Below are 20,000 nucleotides of genomic sequence, written 5' to 3'. Positions count from 1 at the left end.
GCATTATAGGGAGCGGCGGATTTTACGCAAGCGTTATTTGCATAAAATAGTAATTAAAATTAAGCCCCAAGCAAGCGCACACGATAAGCACAAGTTACCCACAAAACCCTGTTGATAACTCTGTTTTTGAACTTTAAAACTAAACACTTTTATCCTGATGTGATAAGTTGCGGTCACTTTTTTTAACTCATGTATTTAGGCAGTATCCATGACAGACATAATAAATAGTATAAGTGCCCTTCTATGGGGCCAAGTTCTCGTCTACTTATTAATAGCAGCGGGCCTCTTCTTTACTTTTCGACTAGGCTTTATTCAATTTGTGCAATTTCCACATATGTTCAAAGTTATGTTTGGCTCTCGTAAATGTGCCGATAATGAAATTTCATCCTTTCAGGCTTTTTGTACTTCGTTAGCTGCACGCGTTGGTACAGGTAATATGGCTGGCGTTGCTGTTGCCTTATACCTAGGTGGGCCAGGTGCTATTTTTTGGATGTGGCTGATTGCATTAATAGGTATGGCTACAAGCTTTGCTGAAAGTACTTTGGCTCAGGCTTATAAAACAAAAGATGCTGATGGCAATTTTAGAGGTGGCCCTGCTTATTATATGCAAAACGGTTTAGGTAAACGCTGGATGGGGACTTTATTCTCGTTATGCTTAATTTTAGCCTTTGGTTTGGTATTTAACGCCGTACAGTCAAACTCTATTGCTGCAGCATTTGAAGTAGCGTTTGATGTACCTAAGTATATAGTAGGCATTTGCTTGGTTATTGGCTCTGGTATTATTATTTTTGGTGGTTTGAAAACGATTTCTCGTTTTGCTGAAATGGTTGTGCCATTTATGGCATTAGCTTACTTATTAGTTGCTCTTTATGTATGCGCTATTAACTTTACTGCATTACCGGATGTAATTGTACTTATAATAAAAAGTGCTTTTGGTATTGAACAAGCTGGTGCAGGTGCAATTGGTTATGGTGTTACACAAGCTATGATCCAAGGTATAAAGCGTGGCTTATTCTCAAACGAAGCTGGTATGGGTAGTGCAGCTAATGCTGCAGCTACTGCGACACCTTACCCTCCTCATCCAGCATCACAAGGTTATGTGCAAATGCTAGGTGTATTTATTGATACTATTGTTATTTGTACAGCGACTGCTTCTCTTATTTTACTATCGCAGCAATTAGTGCCTGAATCTGGTGTTATGGGGATTGAACTTACACAAGCAGCATTACAAGAACATGTCGGCGACTGGGGTACTTACTTTATTGCCATTGCTATATTGTTTTTTGCTTTTACTTCTATTGTGGCTAATTACTCTTACGCTGAAACAAATTTAATGTTTTTAGAGCACAACTCTAATAAAGGTATGTTTATCTTTAGACTTGTTGTTTTAGGTATGGTGATGTTTGGTGCTGTTGGTGAGCTTGGTTTAATTTGGACGCTGGCAGATATATCAATGGGTTTAATGGCCATTGTAAACGTTATAGCGCTATTTATGCTTTCAGGTGTTGTTGTATGGCTCTCTAAAGATTACAACGAACAACGCAAAAAGGGCTTAATACCCACCTTTGACAAAAGTAAGCATCCTAAACTTGCTAAAGAGGTCGATCCCGAGGCCTGGAAATAAACAATAAACAGCGAGCTACGGCTCTAATGCCGATCATTTAAGAATTAGTTAATAGCACTTGAACGATCTTCTAGGTATGTAAGAATCCGAATTCTTTTGTAGAATTCGGATTTTTTTATGCAACTTTCTAATGCTCTCGATATTATTAACAACATCAAACCTAATGACGTTGAAACACTCGCAGACTTACTCCCTTTATCTCTTATCGAAGAAGCCTATGCACTGACCGAAACCGTTACACTACGAAAAAGAAAACTAACCCTAGAATCGATGGCTTGGTTGTTGATCGGGATGGTTATTTATAATGACAAATCGATGGCCGATGTCGTTAATATGCTCGACATTGTTGACCGCGATGGTAAGCCATTTGTTGCGCCAAGCGCTTTAACTCAGCGTCGTAAAAACCTAGGTGAAGCCGCCATGAAAGCCTTATTTGAATGCACCCAAAGGCATTGGAATAATGACGCTAATCATCCTCATTGGAATGGGCTTACCTTGCTTGGTGTCGATGGTGTCGTTTGGCGTACGGATGACTCACCCCAAAACAATGAAGCCTTTACAAAACCGACTAATACACAATACCCACAGGTCAGAATGGTGTGTCAAATGGAGCTAAGCAGCCACCTAATCACGGGGAGTGCTTTTGATGATTACAAGGTCAATGAAATGGTGCTGGCTGAAAAGCTTATAGAAACCACACCCGATAACAGTCTCACTTTATTCGACAAAGGTTTCTATTCTTTAGGGCTTTTACATAAATGGCAAACAACTGGCAGTGAACGCCATTGGCTAATCCCCCTGAAAAAAAATGTGCAATATGAAGTTATTCAAACATTAGGGCGTAATGATAAATTAGTCCAACTTAGCAGCAACCCAAGAGCAAGAAAGATGTGGCCAACGCTGCCTAACACCTTAATCGCGAGGTTAGTGACTCGAAAAATAAAGGGGAAATCATATAGTGTGATGACATCTATGACAGATCCGATGCGATATCTATCAGCCGATATAGGTGATTTGTACAGTCACCGCTGGGAGATAGAGCTTGGTTATCGGGAACAAAAGCAATATATGCTGGGCAATCGATTAACATTAAGAAGTCGCTTACCAGCGCTTGTAAAGCAAGAGCTGTGGGGAGTGTTGCTTACTTATAATATGGTGCGATATCAGATGGTAAAAATGTGCCACACATTAAAAGGTGATTATTTACCGTACCAACTGAGTTTCAATGGTAGTTTAGCTCAAATAATGAGGTTGCTTGTTGGATTACCTTATTCAACACCTGGAGCCATACCACGTCAATTAAAATACTTTTATGCGATGGCAGAAAGCCTAATTCTAGAGCCTCGAAGGGATCGAGGTTTTCCTCGTGCAGTCAAGCCAAGACCACAGCGGTACGCTAGAAATAAAAAAGCCGCTCACCTTAAGTGAACGGCATTAGAGCTACGGCTCGCTTTTTTAGTTCTAAAAATAAAAAGTCCTGACACATAACACTCGATCATTTATAACTAAAAGCTGTTACGGACGATAAGAACTGTATAGACATTATCTGATTATCAGCCTAGACAAGACAACCTACAAAAACAGATGTTTAATGCCCATAGCTCTGCATTATGTATAAGCACTTTATTGTTTACCTCTTTGAAGTTCTCACCATAACTCTAGACTTACTCTTACCCGCGATTTTTAACTTCCAATGAGCATGTGTTAGCAACCAATTCGACAACTATACCAACCTGCATAAATCTCTGAGCAATTTAACGAATTAAATTGCCTATAACGTCGTTAAAAATTTTTTATTTACGACTGCATGGATGTAGGAGGTAGAGCAATGCAGGGAGCAATTGCCGAGAACACTAGATATAAAATTTTTTGCATAGATCTAGCGTAATTTCCTTAACCTTAAATAGACCCGATATATAAGCGGATTAGTATTACTTTATGCTACAAGCATATGAGTGTTTGAACTTTACTTTCAAGCTTATTTGCTCTCGAGCTGTAGATTACTTCATTGTTTAAATTTTTTAAAGCTAATGGCCTACTTTGCTAGTTGGTATCATAAGTCTATGACCCTTAGTTCAGTTCAAAGTGTATTCATTAGCATCAAGTATTGTATGTCGTTAAGGATTAAATGGCTGGTTTATTTGAGGCGTTATAGGACTGGGTTTGGAAATATTACATTATGCCTACTCATATATATCTTTAATACGATAGATATACAAACTCATACTGAACTATCACACAACGCTATTATTGGGTAAACCATGCATAAAATAGTGCATATCAAGATAATATAAATCATAGAAATGAGAAATGAGAAATGAGAAATCAGGGTTTTACTGAATATTTTATAGATATTAGAATGATTTATTAGATATTTTTTAAGCAGAGCGCTTAATATATAGATGGTGCCCGAGGCCGGACTTGAACCGGCACGACTTGTTAGTCGAGGGATTTTAAATCCCTTGTGTCTACCAATTCCACCACTCGGGCATCGAGTTTGCTAATTAAAGCGTGTGGAGTAAATTATATGGAGGCGGAACCCGGAGTCGAACCGAGGTAAACGGATTTGCAATCCGGTGCATGGCCACTCTGCCATTCCGCCTAAATGTATCCAAATAATTTGGAGCGGTACACGAGGCTCGAACTCGTGACCTCGACCTTGGCAAGGTCGCGCTCTACCAACTGAGCTAGTACCGCAAAATACTGTTTTATCAACTTTAAGTTATCTTGGTAAAATAAATTAAAGTGGTGCCCGAGGCCGGACTTGAACCGGCACGACTTGTTAGTCGAGGGATTTTAAATCCCTTGTGTCTACCAATTCCACCACTCGGGCATCGAGTTTGCTATTAAAAGCAAGTGGATAAAACTAATATGGAGCGGTACACGAGGCTCGAACTCGTGACCTCGACCTTGGCAAGGTCGCGCTCTACCAACTGAGCTAGTACCGCATCATATTAATTCTAAATTAATCATTTTATAAATTACACTTGGTAATGCAATTAAACCACAAAGTGGTGCCCGAGGCCGGACTTGAACCGGCACGACTTGTTAGTCGAGGGATTTTAAATCCCTTGTGTCTACCAATTCCACCACTCGGGCATCGAGTTTGCTAATTAAAGCGTGTGGAGTGTTGAAATGGAGGCGGAACCCGGAGTCGAACCGAGGTAAACGGATTTGCAATCCGGTGCATGGCCACTCTGCCATTCCGCCCCAGTACGGGGTATTAACCTTGAGATAAACTTGGAGCGGTACACGAGGCTCGAACTCGTGACCTCGACCTTGGCAAGGTCGCGCTCTACCAACTGAGCTAGTACCGCATTTTATTTATCAATTAATTGAATAAGCACATGATGATTTATGTGAACATTCAGGTAACTGATTAATTACCGTTTCGTTTATCTCGGGGGCTATGCCCTCTCAACACGGACGCATTCTACAGAGATTATTAAACGCGTCAATACAAAAAATGCTAGTTTTGAACTGTTTGCTTGTTTTTTATCTAAAACGGTGCGTTATTATACATTTAGAGTTAATTTTTAGTCAATTCACCCCATGCTGCACGTAAATATTGCATCATAGAACTCAAGGTTAAAAAGGTCGCAATATACAATAGTGCAAAGCTTAAATAGTTCATCCAGGTATCGTATTGCCAAATCAAACCGATAATGGCTAACATTTGTGCAGCCGTCTTTATTTTACCCATGTTTGATACAGCAACATTACCACGCTTACCCTGCTCTGCCATCCATTCACGAAGTGCGGATATAATAATTTCACGACTTATAATAATAAGTGCGGGTATTGTCATATACATTGATTGGTACTGATCAGCTAATGCAACAAGCGCAGCACATACCATTACTTTATCAGCAACAGGATCTAAAAAAGCACCAAAGGGGGTTGATTGCTCAAGCTTTCTTGCTAAATAACCGTCTAATATATCGGTGATCGATGCAAGCCAAAAAATAAAGGCGGCAGCAAAAAAAGCCCAGCTATAAGGCAAATAAAATATCACCAAAAAAACGGGGATAAGAAAAAGTCTAAATGTTGTAAGTGTGTTTGGAATATTCCACATAACTACTTGGATATGTCTTTTTTGCTATATTCGCATGAAGGGCTAGCCCTTGTCATGCAAATGGTTAAATATCTTCTCAGCCATGTCAGGGCTGATCCCAGGAACTTTCTTTAACTGTTCTATATTAGCAGCTTTTACTCCCTGCATGCCCCCTAAATATTTTAATAATGTTTGGCGGCGTGTAGAACCTACTCCATTTATTTCTTCTAATAGTGATTGTGTACGCTGTTTTTGGCGTTTGTTACGGTGTCCTGCAATAGCAAAACGATGAGACTCATCGCGTATATGTTGAATCAAATGAAGCGCAGGCGCATCTGAATCCATCGGAATGGTTTTGCGTCCACCGTCAATCAATAGTGTTTCAAGACCGGGTTTGCGGCTAGTCCCTTTTGCAACACCCACTAATAAAGGCATTTTAGTGTGCGGCCAATTAGAAAAGTACTGCTCAGCGCGCCCTAACTGCCCTTTACCGCCATCAATAAAGATAACGTCAGGGATTTTGTCTTCGTCTACTAACTTGTTATAGCGTTTGTTAAGTGCAAATTCCATGGCAGCATAATCATCACCACCGGTTATGCCCGTTACATTGTAACGCCTGTACTCTTTTGTATTTGGCCCTTGTGAATCAAATACAACACAACTTGCGACGGTGTTCTCCCCCATGGTGTGGCTTATATCAAAACACTCCATTCGGGTTATATCGTCAAGTCGCAGTGTTGCTTTTAACTGTGCATAACGTTTATTAATAGAGTCTTGAGTACTTTGCTTAACTGCAATACTGTTTAAAGCATTTTTATTCGCTAATTGTAAATATTGAGCGCGTTCACCACGAGTAACTACTTTAAATGTTACTTTTCGTTCACTTACTTGTGTGAGTGCCTCACCTAATGCTTCGCTCTCTTCTATTTCAAACGGTAGTATAATTTCTTTTGCAATTCGCCCTGTAGCACCCGGTGCTAAATAATACTGCCCTAAAAATGAGGTCAGTATTTCTTGTTCACTCGAGTCTTTAGGGACTTTAGGGAAGTACGTTTTGCTTCCAAGTACCTTATGATCGCGGATCATTAATAAATGAATGCCGTTTAATCCGTTTAAATGAGCAAAACCGACTACATCCATTTCTGCAAAGTTACCAGAAATAGATTGTTGTTCCTGCATTTTACGAAGTAGCATTATTTGATCGCGAACTTTTGCTGCCAGTTCAAAGTTTAATTGCTGGCTAGCTGCTTCCATTTTTTTTATTAAATCAGCAATAACTTCGTGAGATTTACCCGTTAAAAACTTACGAACATAGTCAACCTGCTCACTGTAGTCATCATCCGTTACTTTATTAACGCACGGAGCTGAGCAACGCTTAAGCTGATATTGTAGGCACGGACGACTTCTAGCACGGTAATAAGCATCTTCACATTGGCGAACAGGAAAGATTTTTTGCATTAGGCGCAAACTTTCAGATACCGCACCAGCACTCGGGAAAGGCCCAAAGTACTCACCTTTAATTTTACGACTTCCACGATGAAACGCTAAACGAGGATGCTTATGATTAGTCAATAAAATATAAGGATACGACTTATCGTCGCGCAATAATATGTTATAGCGAGGCTGGTATTTTTTTATTAGGTTATTTTCAAGCAGCAGTGCTTCGGTTTCGGTATTGGTAAGCGTGACTTCAATATCACAAATATTATTTACTAATACGCGTGTTTTGCTATCGGTAATATTACTTCTAAAGTAACTACTTACACGTTTTTTTAAGTGCTTGGCTTTACCGACATAAATAACTTGGCTGTCACTATCAAGCATGCGGTATACACCGGGTTCGCTTGATAGCGTTTTAAGAAAATGTACGTGATCAAATTCAGACATAAATTATAGGTTAGTACGAAATATCTATATCAATCATTTTATGACGAATAGCTAAATGAGTAAGCTCAACATCGCCACCTACATTTAACTTTTCAAACATACGGTAGCGATAGCTATTTACTGTTTTAGAACTTAGATTTAAACGCTCTGCTATATCTTGTGCTTTTTCACCTTTGGTGATCATAAGCATAATTTGCAGCTCTCGCTCAGATAAACTCTGAAAAGGGTTTTCGTCTGTACGGCCTGTCACTTGCGCAAGTGCTATTTGTTGTGCAATTTCTGGTGCAATATAACGCTGCCCCGCATGAACGCAGCGAATAGCGCGTACCATTTCATCAGAGCCAGCACCTTTAGTTAAAAAGCCATGTGCACCAATTTGCATTACTTTGCTTGGAAACGGGTCTTCGCAATTAACGGTAAGCACAATAATTTTTACATCTGGGCAGTAACGACAAATCTTTTTAGTCGCCTCTAATCCGCCCATTCCTGGCATGTTCATATCCATAAGTACTATGTTAGGTGAATGCTGACGACAAAATTGTACCGCCTGCTCGCCATCTTTAGCTTCACCTACTACTTTAAACCCTCGTACATCATCAAGAATACGCTTTATTCCTGTTCGTACAAGTTCATGGTCATCAACTAAAAGTACATTAATCAATGGAACATCCTCACTTACCTAACAACATGCAATTTAATTAAATTAATTTGCCACAGTAACATACATAAAGCGAAACAATAACTAATATTATTGCCTCGCCCTAATAGTTTAAGATGACGATTTTTCGCTAAATCTGTCAACCCATAACGAAATGATACCATCACCCGTTACATTACACGCAGTACCAAAGCTATCTTGTGCCAAATAAAGTGCAATCATTAATGCAACCGCGCCTTCATTAAACCCAAGCATGCTTGTTAATAGACCAAGCGCCGACATAACTGCGCCACCTGGAGCACCTGGTGCTGCAATCATTACTACACCTAACATCATAATAAACGGTAGCATACCCATTAATGAAGGGACTTCCATGCTTGGCGATAAAAACATAACAGCCATTGCACAGGTTACTATAGTGATAGTTGAGCCAGATAAGTGAATAGTCGCGCAAAGTGGTACGGTAAAGTTAGCTACATCTTCTTTAACGTTATTTGCTTTACTTGATTGAAGCGATACTGGAATCGTTGCTGCACTTGACATAGTACCTAAGGCTGTAAAGTAAGCTGGTAGCATATTTTTAACTAATTCGATTGGATTACGTTTCAATAGTACACCTGTCGCTATATATAAAACGCTTAACCATAACCAGTGCATAACAAGCGCTGCAATTAGTACTACGCCAAATGTTCGCAGTGTATCTACCACAGTACCCGCTACCGTCATTTCGGCAAATACACCTGCAATGTAAAATGGTAAAGCAGGGATAATTACTTTTGATAATAATCCGTCAATCACATCACGGCCCTGATCAGACACCTTTTTAAGCGTATCAAGCTCTAATTGGCTCATGCCTATACCAAATACAAAAGCAGTTACTAATGCGGTCATTACCCCCATCAAAGGTGGAATTTCTAAATCAATAAAGCTGACAATTTCTGTAGCAACTTCTGCCTCGAATGTAATACCACCGCTTAAAAAAGGGATAACAGCACTTACTAATAAAAATGCAAGCGTACCTGCAATAATTGTAGAACTATAAGCAAACCCGACTGTTTTACCAAGTAAGTGACCAGACCCTTTTGGTAGGCCTGCAATACCTGATGCAATAAAAAATAATATAATAAGTGGAATGGTAAAGGAGATAATTTGACCAATCAGCTCTTTTACTGTGAATAAAAGTTCAACACCAGTTATAGGTACATATAGTCCAACTAGGATACCGGCCACAATACCGGCAATTAATTTTAAGATTAATTTCATTGTGATTGCTTAATTGAATTTAGATACGTGTTTTTATCATGTTTTAGACGCATTGTGTGATAAAACTATTCAAGTTACATTCATATGCACAAATATTGAACAAACATAGTTTAATTCAATACTCTTTTGAACATTTTTTGACTAAACGAAGTTTTACTCTTTAAATTTTAAATTAAGCCCGCATCTATAATAACTAAAGCACCGCTAATAATTGATTTTTATTTCGACTGGTTATAAGCCCAATAGATATATGTTATAGCCAAACTTTACTTTAGTTTTTTTAAACTCACAGTAAAGTGTGTTTATATAGTTAGTAGCAAAGGCTATTAACACGTTGATCAGATTGCATCCAAAGGAACATTATGTCTACTATTTTTGAAGATAACTCACTAAGCATCGGTAATACACCGCTGGTAAAACTTAACCGTGTTACAGGTGGGAATGTATACGCTAAAGTTGAATCTCGTAATCCAAGCTTTAGTATCAAATGCCGCATTGGTGCATCGATGATTTGGGAAGCTGAAAAATCAGGTCAGCTTGTTGAAGGTAAAGAACTTATTGAACCAACATCTGGGAACACCGGTATTGCACTTGCATTTGTTGCAGCAGCACGTGGTTACAAGTTAACGCTTACTATGCCAAACACCATGAGCCTAGAACGTCGCAAGCTATTAAAAGCATTAGGTGCAAATCTAGTACTTACCGACGGTGCAAAAGGTATGAATGGCGCAATTGAAAAAGCAAAAGAAATTCAAGCAACAGCACCTGATAAGTATATTTTATTACAACAATTCGAAAACCCTGCAAACCCAAAAATTCACTTTGAAACAACAGGCCCTGAAATTTATGATGCGCTTGATGGCAAAGTAGACTTTTTTGTAGCCGGTGTTGGTACTGGTGGTACTATTACAGGTGTTAGCCGCTACCTCAAAACAGAAAAAGGTCTAAACGTTAAATCTATTGCTGTTGAGCCAACTAACTCTCCAGTTATTAGCCAAACGCTTGCCGGTGAAGAAATTAAACCTGGTCCTCATAAAATCCAAGGTATTGGTGCTGGCTTCATTCCTGGCAACTTAGATATGGACTTAATTGATGGCGCAGAGCTTGTATCTAACGAAGACGCAATTGCAATGGCGCATCAGTTAATGAAAAAAGAAGGTATTTTAGTAGGTATTTCATCAGGTGCAGCGGTTGTTGCAGCTAAGCGAATTGCTGAAAAGCCTGAAAACGCAGATAAAAATATTGTTGTTATCCTACCTAGTGCAACTGAGCGTTACTTATCAAGCCCAATGTTTGATGAAGAGTTTAGTGAACAAGAACTAGTACAATAAGTAATTTTAAGATTTTTAGAAGGATGCTTTAGGCATCCTTTTTTATGATTTATTATCCAATTTTCTATTTATTGCCTGCCATACCTTTACATCTGCATAGATAAACCACACACTTTAAAAAAACTAATTAATAATAATTAATATGAAAAAAATCACGAGTTTATTAAGTTTGGTCATCTGTTTATTTTTATCAGCCTGTGGTGACGATACCAAAACACTTGGCGACACTCCTGGCGATACAGCAACCGCTTATTTTGATGCGCTTTATAACCAGCAAGACCTTCAAAAAGCCAGCACCATGGCAACCCCCAACCTTACACGTATAATGAAATCCTACGGCACCGCTAAACAGTTTTCCCGTAACTTAGTAAATATGCAATACGATGAAGTCACCATTGAAGTTGATATGACCAATATGAGCGTCCGTGAACAATACGGCGATAACGCTAAAATAAACCTTATTTTTACCGGCTATTTAAATGGTGATAAAATTGACGAAATGCGCAGTGTAAAAATGCTTCGTAAAAAGGGAAAATGGTACATAGATAAAATTGTTGCCGACCCTTACGCTCGTTAAAAATAAATGAATTAAACATAAAAAGGCCTTACATTCGTAAGGCCTTTTTCGCTTTAGCTAGGGCGTGTTGATCTTTGTGGATTGAAGTTTGTTCAATCTAGGGGCGATTTAATCGCGGCGCGAGGTTTGTAACCTAGTGGGCTAAGTAAAAACCGAGCAAAGCTTCCGCGTCCTGCTCACGCCCCTTACCTACATCCATGTCATAGGTAAGATCTTAAGAAATTGAGTTGAAGCTCAATTCATGATCAAATGGTTGTTACCACACAAACCACAGAATCAAGAAAAGAGCTTCAAATGAATGCTAACATTTTTATTAATAAGTTAAAAAGTATCCTAAGTGAAAAAAAACTGAACCGACTTGGTAAACAAGTAGCATTTACTAAAAGAGAAAGAAATATTACCGCATTTCATATGGTTGTTAGTCTTGTTGCTGCGCTTGGGGATAAAAAAACGATCTATTTATCCGAAATATTAAGAGTTTATAACCAGCTAACAGGGCAGTCTATTAAGTATAAGCCTTTTCATAACCAGTTAGTTAAACCTGAACTAGCTGAACTAATGCGAGAGGTAACAAATAGAGTTTTTAATTGTTGGATAAATGATGCGCTTAAGTACACTAAAAAAGATTTGTTCAAGTTTGAGAATATTTTAATTCAGGACGGTAGCTCTATTATGCTTCATCGTTCTTTAAAAGATGTTTTTCCTGGGCGATTTTCAAATACGTGTCCAGCAGCCATTGAATTGCATGCTACTTTAAATTTAACACAAGGTTGCTTTGAAAAAGCAGGTATAACACCAGACAGTTACTCTGAACGTGAAGAACTTCCAACATTTAAAGAGTTGAAAGGACAGTTGTTACTTGCTGATAGAGGATATTATTCAGGTAGTTATATTCATGAATTAGATAAAGCAGGAGGATTTTACGTATTAAGAGCGAAGGGATTAAAAGCAGTCAGAGTACATAATGCTTTTAAGCAAAATGGACAGGAATTAACAGGAAGTCATTCCCCAAAGTTATGTGAATTGCTTCCCGAATTACCTAAAAATGATCTTATTGATATGAATGTTAGCATAAAAAACAAGCTAACAAGAGTCGTTGGGTATTGGTCAAAAAAAGAAAAACAATATACATTTTTAGTCACTAATTTATCTATTGATGAATTTACAGCGACTGAAATAGGCAAATTATATAGGTTACGCTGGCAGGTTGAATTACTTTTTAAGGAGTGTAAGTCTTATAATAATTTACGCGGCTTTCAAACATCAAACGCAACCTTACAAGAGGCGCTAATTTATGTAAGTTTAATAGTAACCACGCTTAAAAGATTTTTAACTGGCTGTATTGAAAAGATATTTAAAACTGAAATGTCTACAATGACAGTAGCAAAAACAACGGGTGTTTGGTGGATTGCCATATTAACAGCGATTATTAGGAAGCATAGGAAAGGATTGTTAAATGCAGTTAATGGAGCATTTGACTTTCTGAGGAAAAATGCAGCTAGGGCACACCCCAAACGCGATCGAAAAACAGGAGTATTTCAGTATGGGGTAGAGCCAAATTTTTAAGGCTGTACTTAATGTTTTTCTTAAGTACCTACCTATGACATCCATGTAGGCAACAAAGAGTTAATCGTCCCTAGAAAGAACCCAAAGGGCAGCGCATGTTTGGCATTTATGCTGCGTTATCGCCGATTTATGGGGAATAACCACACTACATAGGCTCTGCCTTGCCTAAAAACCAAACAGCCTGCTGCAAATTCAACCACGAAGGGTCAACACGCCCTAGTATTTAAAGTACTGCGCTACAGCTCACCAGGTTGAAAGTTATCAACTGCAATGGCTTTCTTACGTAGCTTATTAGCATGATGCATTGCATCAGCATCCGTTTGCTCTAACAACTTATTTTCAAGCGCAAAATTTATAGCACCTTCAATATCAAGCGTTGCAGGCACACTGCCCTTACGCTGCCATTGTTTTAAGTCTTTAAACTGCGCTTGCATATCATGCATAGCTAAAAATGCGCTTTCCATGACCCCAGTACCTGCATTTTCATCTACATAACATAAATGCGTTAAGCGGTTTCTAAATACACCAGGTTGAGTCATACGCTCGCAAATACTTTGTGCTATTTCATCACTTGGTCTGTGGTAATGGTTTCCCAGCGGGAACACGATACGTTTAAGGATAAAATTAACAACCGGGTTTGAAAAGTTTTTAAAGAAGCCATTAAACGCTTGGCCAATTTCAAATAATGAGTTCTCAATTGCATATTTTACAAATGGTAAATCAGCTTGTTGGCGCCCTTCATCTTCATAACGTTTTAAAACAGTTGATGCTAAGTACAAATGACTCAATACATCACCCAAACGCGCTGATATCATTTCTTTACGTTTAAGCTCACCGCCAAGCATTAACATTGCAACGTCTGTACAAATAGCTAAGCCTCGGCTCATTCTACTCAGTTGTTTATAATAAATAGCCGTTTCACCACCTACAGGCGCTTTCGCAAAGTAGCTACGTGTTAAGCCATGCACAAATGCCATGCCTGCATTACTTGCTGCAAATAGTATATGGTTCATTAATAAACCATCAAATTTTTCAAGTGCTGCGTCGTCATCTTCCATTGCAGCGGCTTCCATTTCTTTTAAAACAAATGGGTGGCAGCGTGTTGCACCTTGCCCAAATATCATTAAATTACGCGTTAGAATATTCGCGCCTTCTACTGTAATTGATACTGGAATCCCCATATATCCATGCGCCAAATAGTTATTAGGCCCTACTTGAATTCCTTTACCTGAATGAATATCCATTGCATCATTCACTACCGTACGACCCATTTCAGTCATATGGTATTTAGCAATCGCTGTTACAACCGATGGACTTAATTTTAAATCAATCGCACCTGCGGTCATTAATCTACACGACTCAAGTGTGTAAGTTAAACCACCAATACGCGCAAGTGCCTCTTGCACGCCTTCAAATTGCCCTATAGATACACCAAACTGCTGGCGTACCATGGCATATGCCGATGTCATTTTTGAAGCTAAATGCCCAGTTGCTGCACTTAATGCTGGTAGTGATATTCCACGCCCTGCACTTAAACACTCAACAAGCATTCTCCAGCCACGCCCTGCACACTCTTGACCACCAATGATCCAGTCCAGTGGTATAAATACATCTTTACCGTAAGTGGTACCATTCATAAAGGCCATATTAAGCGGATAATGACGCTCACCCGTTTCAACACCCGGATGATCGGTTGGTATAAGCGCACACGTTATACCTAGCTCTTTTTTATCACCTAATAAAGCGTCTGGATCATACATTTTAAATGCTAAGCCGAGTACAGTAGCCACGGGTGCAAGCGTAATGTAACGTTTTGACCAATTTAAACGCAGGCCCATTACTTGCTCGCCATTGTGCTCACCCATACACACAACGCCTGAATCAGGAATGCTGCCAGCATCAGAGCCCGCCTCTGGACCCGTTAGTGCAAAACAAGGAACATCTGTACCATCAGCTAAACTTGGCAGCCAACGATCTTGCTGCTCTTTAGTACCATAATGAAGAAGTAACTCGCCCGGACCTAAGCTATTAGGCACCATAACAGTGACTGCGGCTGTTAAGCTTTTAGTCGAAATTTTTGACACTATCGTTGAATTAGCAATTGCCGAGAACTCACGACCGCCAAATTTTTCAGGAATGATCAGCGCAAAAAAACCTTCTGTTTTTAGGTAATCCCACACTTCTTTTGGTAAGTCTTTGTCTTTTTGTACAATTTGATAATCATCAAGCATCGCCAATAAGGTTTCTACTTGGTTAGCCATAAATGCGTTTTCTTTATCGCTAAGCTCTGGTTTTGGAAAGTGGTGCAGTTTTTGCCAGTCTGGGTTACCACTAAATAACTCACCATCCCACCAAACATCACCTGCTTCCATCGCCTCTCGCTCTGTTTGCGATAATGGCGGAAGCACCTTTTTGAACATTTTAAACGTAGGACGACTAATCAAGTTTAGGCGAATATCTTTAACCGCAAAAATAACCACCACCACGACCAGCAATATTATAAATATTAACATGCGCACATTCCTTACACATTGAATGAAAATAGTAACTTAATTATGACCCATCTTAATTTAAATACAATCATTGCACGACGAGTCGTAAGCCTTAACGCATTCATTTTATTGTTTTAAACATCACTGCTATTATCAACGTTTTAATAACAATAAATTAAAGGAATAGCATGATCCCCTTTCGATTTAAACTAAGTATGAGCGCCTTAATGGTAGCAAGTACTCTTGCTTTAACGGCCTGCGATGCACAAGTATCTATCGACACTACCGATTCACCACACACTAAAAAAGCTGTAACAGCTAAAGATGCAAATACATTTATAACAAACACAGAAAAAGAACTGAGTGCACTTTATTTAGAATCGAGCCGTGCAGAGTGGATTTACGCAAACTTTATTACTCACGATACATTTGCTCTATCGGCTGAAGTTAACCGTAAAATGACCGAAACAGTCGTGCGTTTAGCAAATGAAGCTGCAAAATACGACGAACTAGAGCTTGATTACGATGCTCGCCGTAAGCTTGATAAACTAAAACTAGCACTTACACTTCCTGCCCCACAAGACGCTGATAAAACAGCGAAGCTTTCACAAATTGTCGCAGAGCTTGGCGGGCTATATGGTAAAGGTAAATACTGTAAAGAAGATGGCAGCTGTTTGAGCCTTGGCGACATGACCTCAAAAATGGCCACCAGCCGAGATTACAACGAACTACTTGATTTATGGCAAGGCTGGCGTGAAATATCAAAACCCATGCGCCCACTTTACGAGCAACAAGTAGCACTTACCAACGAAGGTGCAAAGGAGCTTGGTTATGCCGATACGGGCGCTATGTGGCGCAGTAAATACGATATGCCTGCTGATGACTTCACCACTGAGCTTGACCGTATTTGGGGCCAAGTTAAACCACTGTATAACTCGCTACACTGCCATGTTCGCGCAAAGTTAGGTGAAAAGTACGGCACCGACAAAGTACCTCAAGATCAGCCAATACCAGCGCACTTACTTGGTAATATGTGGGCGCAAGCATGGGGTAATATTTACGATGTAGTTGCACCAGATAACGCCGATCCGGGTTACGACGTAACCGAGTTATTAGCTCAAAATAATTACGACGAACTTAAAATGGTCAAAGGGGCAGAAAACTTTTTTACATCAATGGGTTTTGACGCACTACCAGAGACATTTTACGAGCGTTCATTGTTTGTAAAACCAAAAGACAGAGATGTGCAGTGTCATGCATCAGCATGGAATATCGATAGTAAAGACGATTTACGCATTAAAATGTGTATTCAGCGCACAGGCGAAGAGTTTTCAGTCATTCACCATGAATTAGGTCATAACTTTTATCAACGCGCTTATAATAAACAACCTTTATTTTATCAAGAAAGTGCAAACGATGGTTTTCATGAAGCCATTGGAGACACCATTGCCTTATCGGTTACACCGGGTTACTTAAAAGAAATCGGCTTACTTGAACAAGTACCTGACGAATCTAAAGATATCGGTTTGTTGATGAAAATGGCACTTGATAAAGTAGCCTTTGTACCGTTTAGCTTAATGGTTGATCAGTGGCGTTGGCAGGTATTTTCAGGTGAAGTAACCCCAGATAACTACAATAAAGCTTGGTGGGAATTACGTGAAAAATACCAAGGAGTGCAAGCTCCTATCGCACGTAGCGAAAACGACTTTGATCCGGGTGCTAAGTACCACGTTCCGGGTAACACGCCTTATACACGTTACTTTTTAGCGCATATTTTACAATTTGAGTTTCATCGTAGCTTATGTGAAATTGCCGGTAACGATAAAGCCATTCATCGCTGCTCTATTTATAATTCAAAAGAAGCAGGGGATAAGCTAAACGCTATGCTTGAAATGGGTTCGTCTCGCCCTTGGCAAGAGGCGCTTGAAACTGTGACAGGTAAGCCGCAAATGGATGCAACAGCAATGCTCGATTACTTTGCACCATTACAAACATATTTAGATAAACAAAATGAAGGCCGCAACTGCGGCTGGTAAATAGCGCTGAATAAAAAGCCCGCTCAAATGAACGGGCTTTTTGTTCATATTCTAATTTTTAGTTAAATTAGAACTGTAAGCTTACATTTGCAAAGTAAGCATCATAATCAGAATCATCCCAGTTATTGCCGTAACCTGCTTCTAAACCAACATTGTTGTTGAAGAAGTGTTGAGCACCAAGAGTGTAATCATCATTTTTATTAACTGTAACAAAAACCGATGTTGCTTTGCTGAAATAGTAGTTAGATGCTAATTCCCAGTTACTTGAACCGCCATCAACATCTTCAAATTTACCTTCAACAGTCAAGTAGTTACCTTGCTGTAAATCAACAAAGTACTTAGCTGCTACTGCACGGTAATCAAACTCATCATCTGCTGTTACTGTAAAGCCAATATAATCAGTGCTGTTTAACTGGTGGTTATATGCCAAATCAAACACAAACTGATTGTCAGCATCTTCTACATCAATAAACGTTGCTTTTAATACAAGGTTTGGGTTAAAGAAATAACCAGCTGAAAGTTCAATTACATCCGTGCTTGAGCCAAAATCACTATCGAAATTATTGTACTGTGCACCTAATACAAAATCTTCTACAAAATACTCACCGCCAACGCTAGTAACATCTCCAAAATCATTATCACTGTATGCACCATAAACATTTGTTTGCTTATTGATGTATTCAAATTGATCGTAAGGACCTGAAGTCGCTTTTGGAGAAAAATAATAAGTTGAGTCAACAGTTACTGTGTCATCACCATCTACATCCACGTATCCTACATGGCTGATTGATTGGTAAGTATCTGCAGCTATTGCAGTGGTTGCAGCGCTTGATAATAAAATGCTCGAAATGATAACGGCTAATTTTTTCATTTTAAATTCCCTATAAATATTACTTTTTATGCCTCAGCTGTCTAGCCAAAGTCGGGGCGCATCCTAACGCCAAAAAATGAACAAAAACTGAATAAGAGGACAAATTTAAACCGCTGAAAATGTAAATAATTACAAGCAAATGTAAACAATAGGTATCATCAAAATCTACGTAACAATAGTCTGTCATCATTTAAACTCAAAAAGTAACAAATAAGGTACAAGTTGTCGCTAAATTAAACACAACTTAATTATTCGATAAACCTCATCAATATAACCTCCCCTCACTAAATTTTTCTAATTTCTCAAAATAATGACTATAATTAATTCATTATTTCTGAATTTATAATAAAAAATAGGTTTGTATAAGTGCATATTTTTATCTGTTTTTTCCAATAACTATTATTTACCAGCAAAAAACTCCAATACTCATTATTTTATAACTATTATCATCGACTCTACTTAATGGCTTTAATAACAATCTAGCCATTTATGGCATTTTGATTTATAACTTAAAGGGGTTATTTAGATGAGCATAATAAAAGCCGTAATTATGGTTAGTAAAAGTTTATAGTTAAAAGATCAAACGTTTATAAACAACAAAGCCCGCTAAATTTAGCGGGCCTTTGATATTACTTTTGTATTAACTAAGTACGGGACTTAATTAAAACTGGAAACGCATGTTAGCAAAGTACGCATCGTTGTCAGAATCATCAGCGTTGTTTTCGTAACCCACCTTTACACCAATATTTTTATTGATGAAGTGCTGAGCACCAAAGCTGTAAGTGTCTTGCTTGTTGTAGTTAGCAAATACAGATGTTGCTTTTGAGAAGTAGTAGTTAGTTTCTGCTACCCATTGGTTTTCTGCGTCATCAATGCTTTCGTATTTACCTTCAAAAGTTAGGTAGTTACCTTGCTGTAAATCAATAAAGTATTTAGCAGCAACTGCACGGTAATCAAAATCGTCGTCTGATGTAAGTGTAACACCTACGTAATCTGTGCTGTTTAGCATGTAGTTGTAAGCTAAATCAAATAATGCGTAATCGTCGCCGTCTTTGTTTTCAACTAGTGTTACTTTTGCAAGTAAATCAGGGTTGAAAAAGTAACCACCCGTCAGTTTATAAAGCTCACTGTTAGAACCTGAATCTGGGTCTAGGTTTTCGTAAGATGCGCCAACAACAAATTCATTAATGAAGTATTCACCACCAACTGATGTTAAATCGCCAAAGTCGTCATCAGCATAGCCACCATATACGTTAGTTTGTTTATTGATGTATTCAAACTGATCGTACGGACCTAAAGTTTTTTTAGGAGATAAGTAGTAAATAGAATCTACAGCAACGGTGTCGTTGTTATCGCTATTTTTGTAGCTTAGGTTACTAATTGAATTATAGCTGTCTGCAGCAGCCGCAGTGCTAGATAATAAAATGCTCGAAATAATAACTGCTAATTTTTTCATTGTAAGACTTCCCTATGTACATTGCTTTTTATGCTCTAGCTGTATTGCTAAAGTCGAGGCACATGCTAACGTTAGGAAACTGAATGAAAACTTAACTAACCATTTGTATTTATTAAGTTAATTGTAAGGAAGTGTTGTAAACTGTAAAATTAAAGTAGTTGCAACATCTAGTCAACAACTACTTA

Annotated in this window: 13 protein-coding genes and 8 tRNA genes; 6 read left to right on the top strand and 15 right to left on the bottom strand. The window is 38.7% G+C overall.

Going from position 1 to position 20,000, the window contains the following annotated elements:
- The first annotated feature begins 208 nt into the window (after positions 1-208).
- Together RB214_RS06880 and RB214_RS06875 are read left to right on the top strand one after the other, a co-directional pair.
- Positions 209-1,624 (top strand): sodium:alanine symporter family protein, encoded by a 1,416-nt coding sequence (locus tag RB214_RS06880; RefSeq protein WP_010555303.1) that lies wholly within the window; start codon positions 209-211, stop codon positions 1,622-1,624.
- A gap of 117 nt (positions 1,625-1,741) precedes the next feature.
- Entirely contained in the window at positions 1,742-3,052 is a 1,311-nt protein-coding gene (locus RB214_RS06875) for an IS4 family transposase (protein ID WP_309167426.1), read from the top strand.
- 975 nt (positions 3,053-4,027) lie between these two features.
- On the opposite strand, the gene RB214_RS06870 is transcribed toward RB214_RS06875, so the two are convergent.
- The 12 genes from RB214_RS06870 to RB214_RS06815 form a co-directional block, all read right to left on the bottom strand.
- Positions 4,028-4,114 (bottom strand) — tRNA-Leu (locus tag RB214_RS06870).
- Positions 4,115-4,152: 38 nt separating this feature from the next.
- A tRNA-Cys gene (locus tag RB214_RS06865) sits at positions 4,153-4,226 on the bottom strand.
- A 19-nt stretch (positions 4,227-4,245) separates the two neighbouring features.
- Positions 4,246-4,321, bottom strand: a tRNA-Gly gene (locus tag RB214_RS06860).
- A gap of 49 nt (positions 4,322-4,370) precedes the next feature.
- Positions 4,371-4,457, bottom strand: a tRNA-Leu gene (locus RB214_RS06855).
- Positions 4,458-4,496: 39 nt separating this feature from the next.
- Positions 4,497-4,572: transfer RNA gene (locus RB214_RS06850), tRNA-Gly, on the bottom strand.
- A gap of 64 nt (positions 4,573-4,636) precedes the next feature.
- Positions 4,637-4,723: transfer RNA gene (locus RB214_RS06845), tRNA-Leu, on the bottom strand.
- A 37-nt stretch (positions 4,724-4,760) separates the two neighbouring features.
- Positions 4,761-4,834, bottom strand: a tRNA-Cys gene (locus RB214_RS06840).
- A 31-nt stretch (positions 4,835-4,865) separates the two neighbouring features.
- A tRNA-Gly gene (locus RB214_RS06835) sits at positions 4,866-4,941 on the bottom strand.
- Positions 4,942-5,153: 212 nt separating this feature from the next.
- A complete protein-coding gene (gene pgsA / locus RB214_RS06830; RefSeq protein ID WP_309168655.1) occupies positions 5,154-5,699 on the bottom strand; it encodes a CDP-diacylglycerol--glycerol-3-phosphate 3-phosphatidyltransferase in 546 nt (181 codons plus the stop codon).
- 42 nt (positions 5,700-5,741) lie between these two features.
- Positions 5,742-7,565 (bottom strand): excinuclease ABC subunit UvrC, encoded by a 1,824-nt coding sequence (uvrC, locus tag RB214_RS06825; protein WP_166421889.1) that lies wholly within the window; start codon positions 7,563-7,565, stop codon positions 5,742-5,744.
- A 10-nt stretch (positions 7,566-7,575) separates the two neighbouring features.
- A complete protein-coding gene (gene uvrY, locus RB214_RS06820; protein WP_149594787.1) occupies positions 7,576-8,226 on the bottom strand; it encodes a UvrY/SirA/GacA family response regulator transcription factor in 651 nt (216 codons plus the stop codon).
- Between the two features lie 108 nt (positions 8,227-8,334).
- Complete coding sequence (locus RB214_RS06815; protein ID WP_309168654.1) at positions 8,335-9,486, bottom strand: dicarboxylate/amino acid:cation symporter; 1,152 nt, start codon at positions 9,484-9,486, stop codon at positions 8,335-8,337.
- A 362-nt stretch (positions 9,487-9,848) separates the two neighbouring features.
- Between RB214_RS06815 and cysK the strand changes: the two genes are divergently transcribed.
- The 3 genes from cysK (at position 9,849) to RB214_RS06800 (ending at position 12,960) form a co-directional block, all read left to right on the top strand.
- Positions 9,849-10,817 (top strand): cysteine synthase A, encoded by a 969-nt coding sequence (cysK, locus tag RB214_RS06810; RefSeq protein ID WP_002963138.1) that lies wholly within the window; start codon positions 9,849-9,851, stop codon positions 10,815-10,817.
- A 142-nt stretch (positions 10,818-10,959) separates the two neighbouring features.
- Complete coding sequence (locus RB214_RS06805; protein WP_002963139.1) at positions 10,960-11,394, top strand: hypothetical protein; 435 nt, start codon at positions 10,960-10,962, stop codon at positions 11,392-11,394.
- Positions 11,395-11,688: 294 nt separating this feature from the next.
- Positions 11,689-12,960, top strand: a complete 1,272-nt coding sequence (locus tag RB214_RS06800) for an IS4 family transposase (protein WP_309167444.1) — start codon at positions 11,689-11,691, stop codon at positions 12,958-12,960.
- 236 nt (positions 12,961-13,196) lie between these two features.
- On the opposite strand, the gene RB214_RS06795 is transcribed toward RB214_RS06800, so the two are convergent.
- A complete protein-coding gene (locus tag RB214_RS06795) occupies positions 13,197-15,473 on the bottom strand; it encodes an acyl-CoA dehydrogenase (RefSeq protein WP_309168653.1) in 2,277 nt (758 codons plus the stop codon).
- 167 nt (positions 15,474-15,640) lie between these two features.
- On the opposite strand from RB214_RS06795, the gene RB214_RS06790 reads away from it, so the two are divergent.
- Positions 15,641-17,488, top strand: a complete 1,848-nt coding sequence (locus RB214_RS06790; protein ID WP_309168652.1) for a M2 family metallopeptidase — start codon at positions 15,641-15,643, stop codon at positions 17,486-17,488.
- Positions 17,489-17,555: 67 nt separating this feature from the next.
- Here the strand turns inward: RB214_RS06790 and RB214_RS06785 are convergent, their stop codons facing one another.
- On the bottom strand, positions 17,556-18,359 hold the full coding sequence (locus RB214_RS06785; RefSeq protein ID WP_309168651.1) for a putative porin: 804 nt from the start codon (positions 18,357-18,359) through the stop codon (positions 17,556-17,558).
- Positions 18,360-19,020: 661 nt separating this feature from the next.
- The gene (locus tag RB214_RS06780) at positions 19,021-19,815 is read right to left on the bottom strand and encodes a putative porin (protein WP_002962833.1); all 795 of its coding nucleotides are present in this window, start codon (positions 19,813-19,815) and stop codon (positions 19,021-19,023) included.
- Positions 19,816-20,000: the final 185 nt, after the last annotated feature.

Origin of the sequence: Pseudoalteromonas sp. HL-AS1 (assembly GCF_031198785.1) — a bacterium.
In the GTDB taxonomy this organism is placed as follows: Bacteria; Pseudomonadota; Gammaproteobacteria; order Enterobacterales; family Alteromonadaceae; genus Pseudoalteromonas; species Pseudoalteromonas distincta.
Note: the sequence above shows the minus strand (reverse complement) of the source record. Positions and strands in the feature narration are given on the sequence as shown.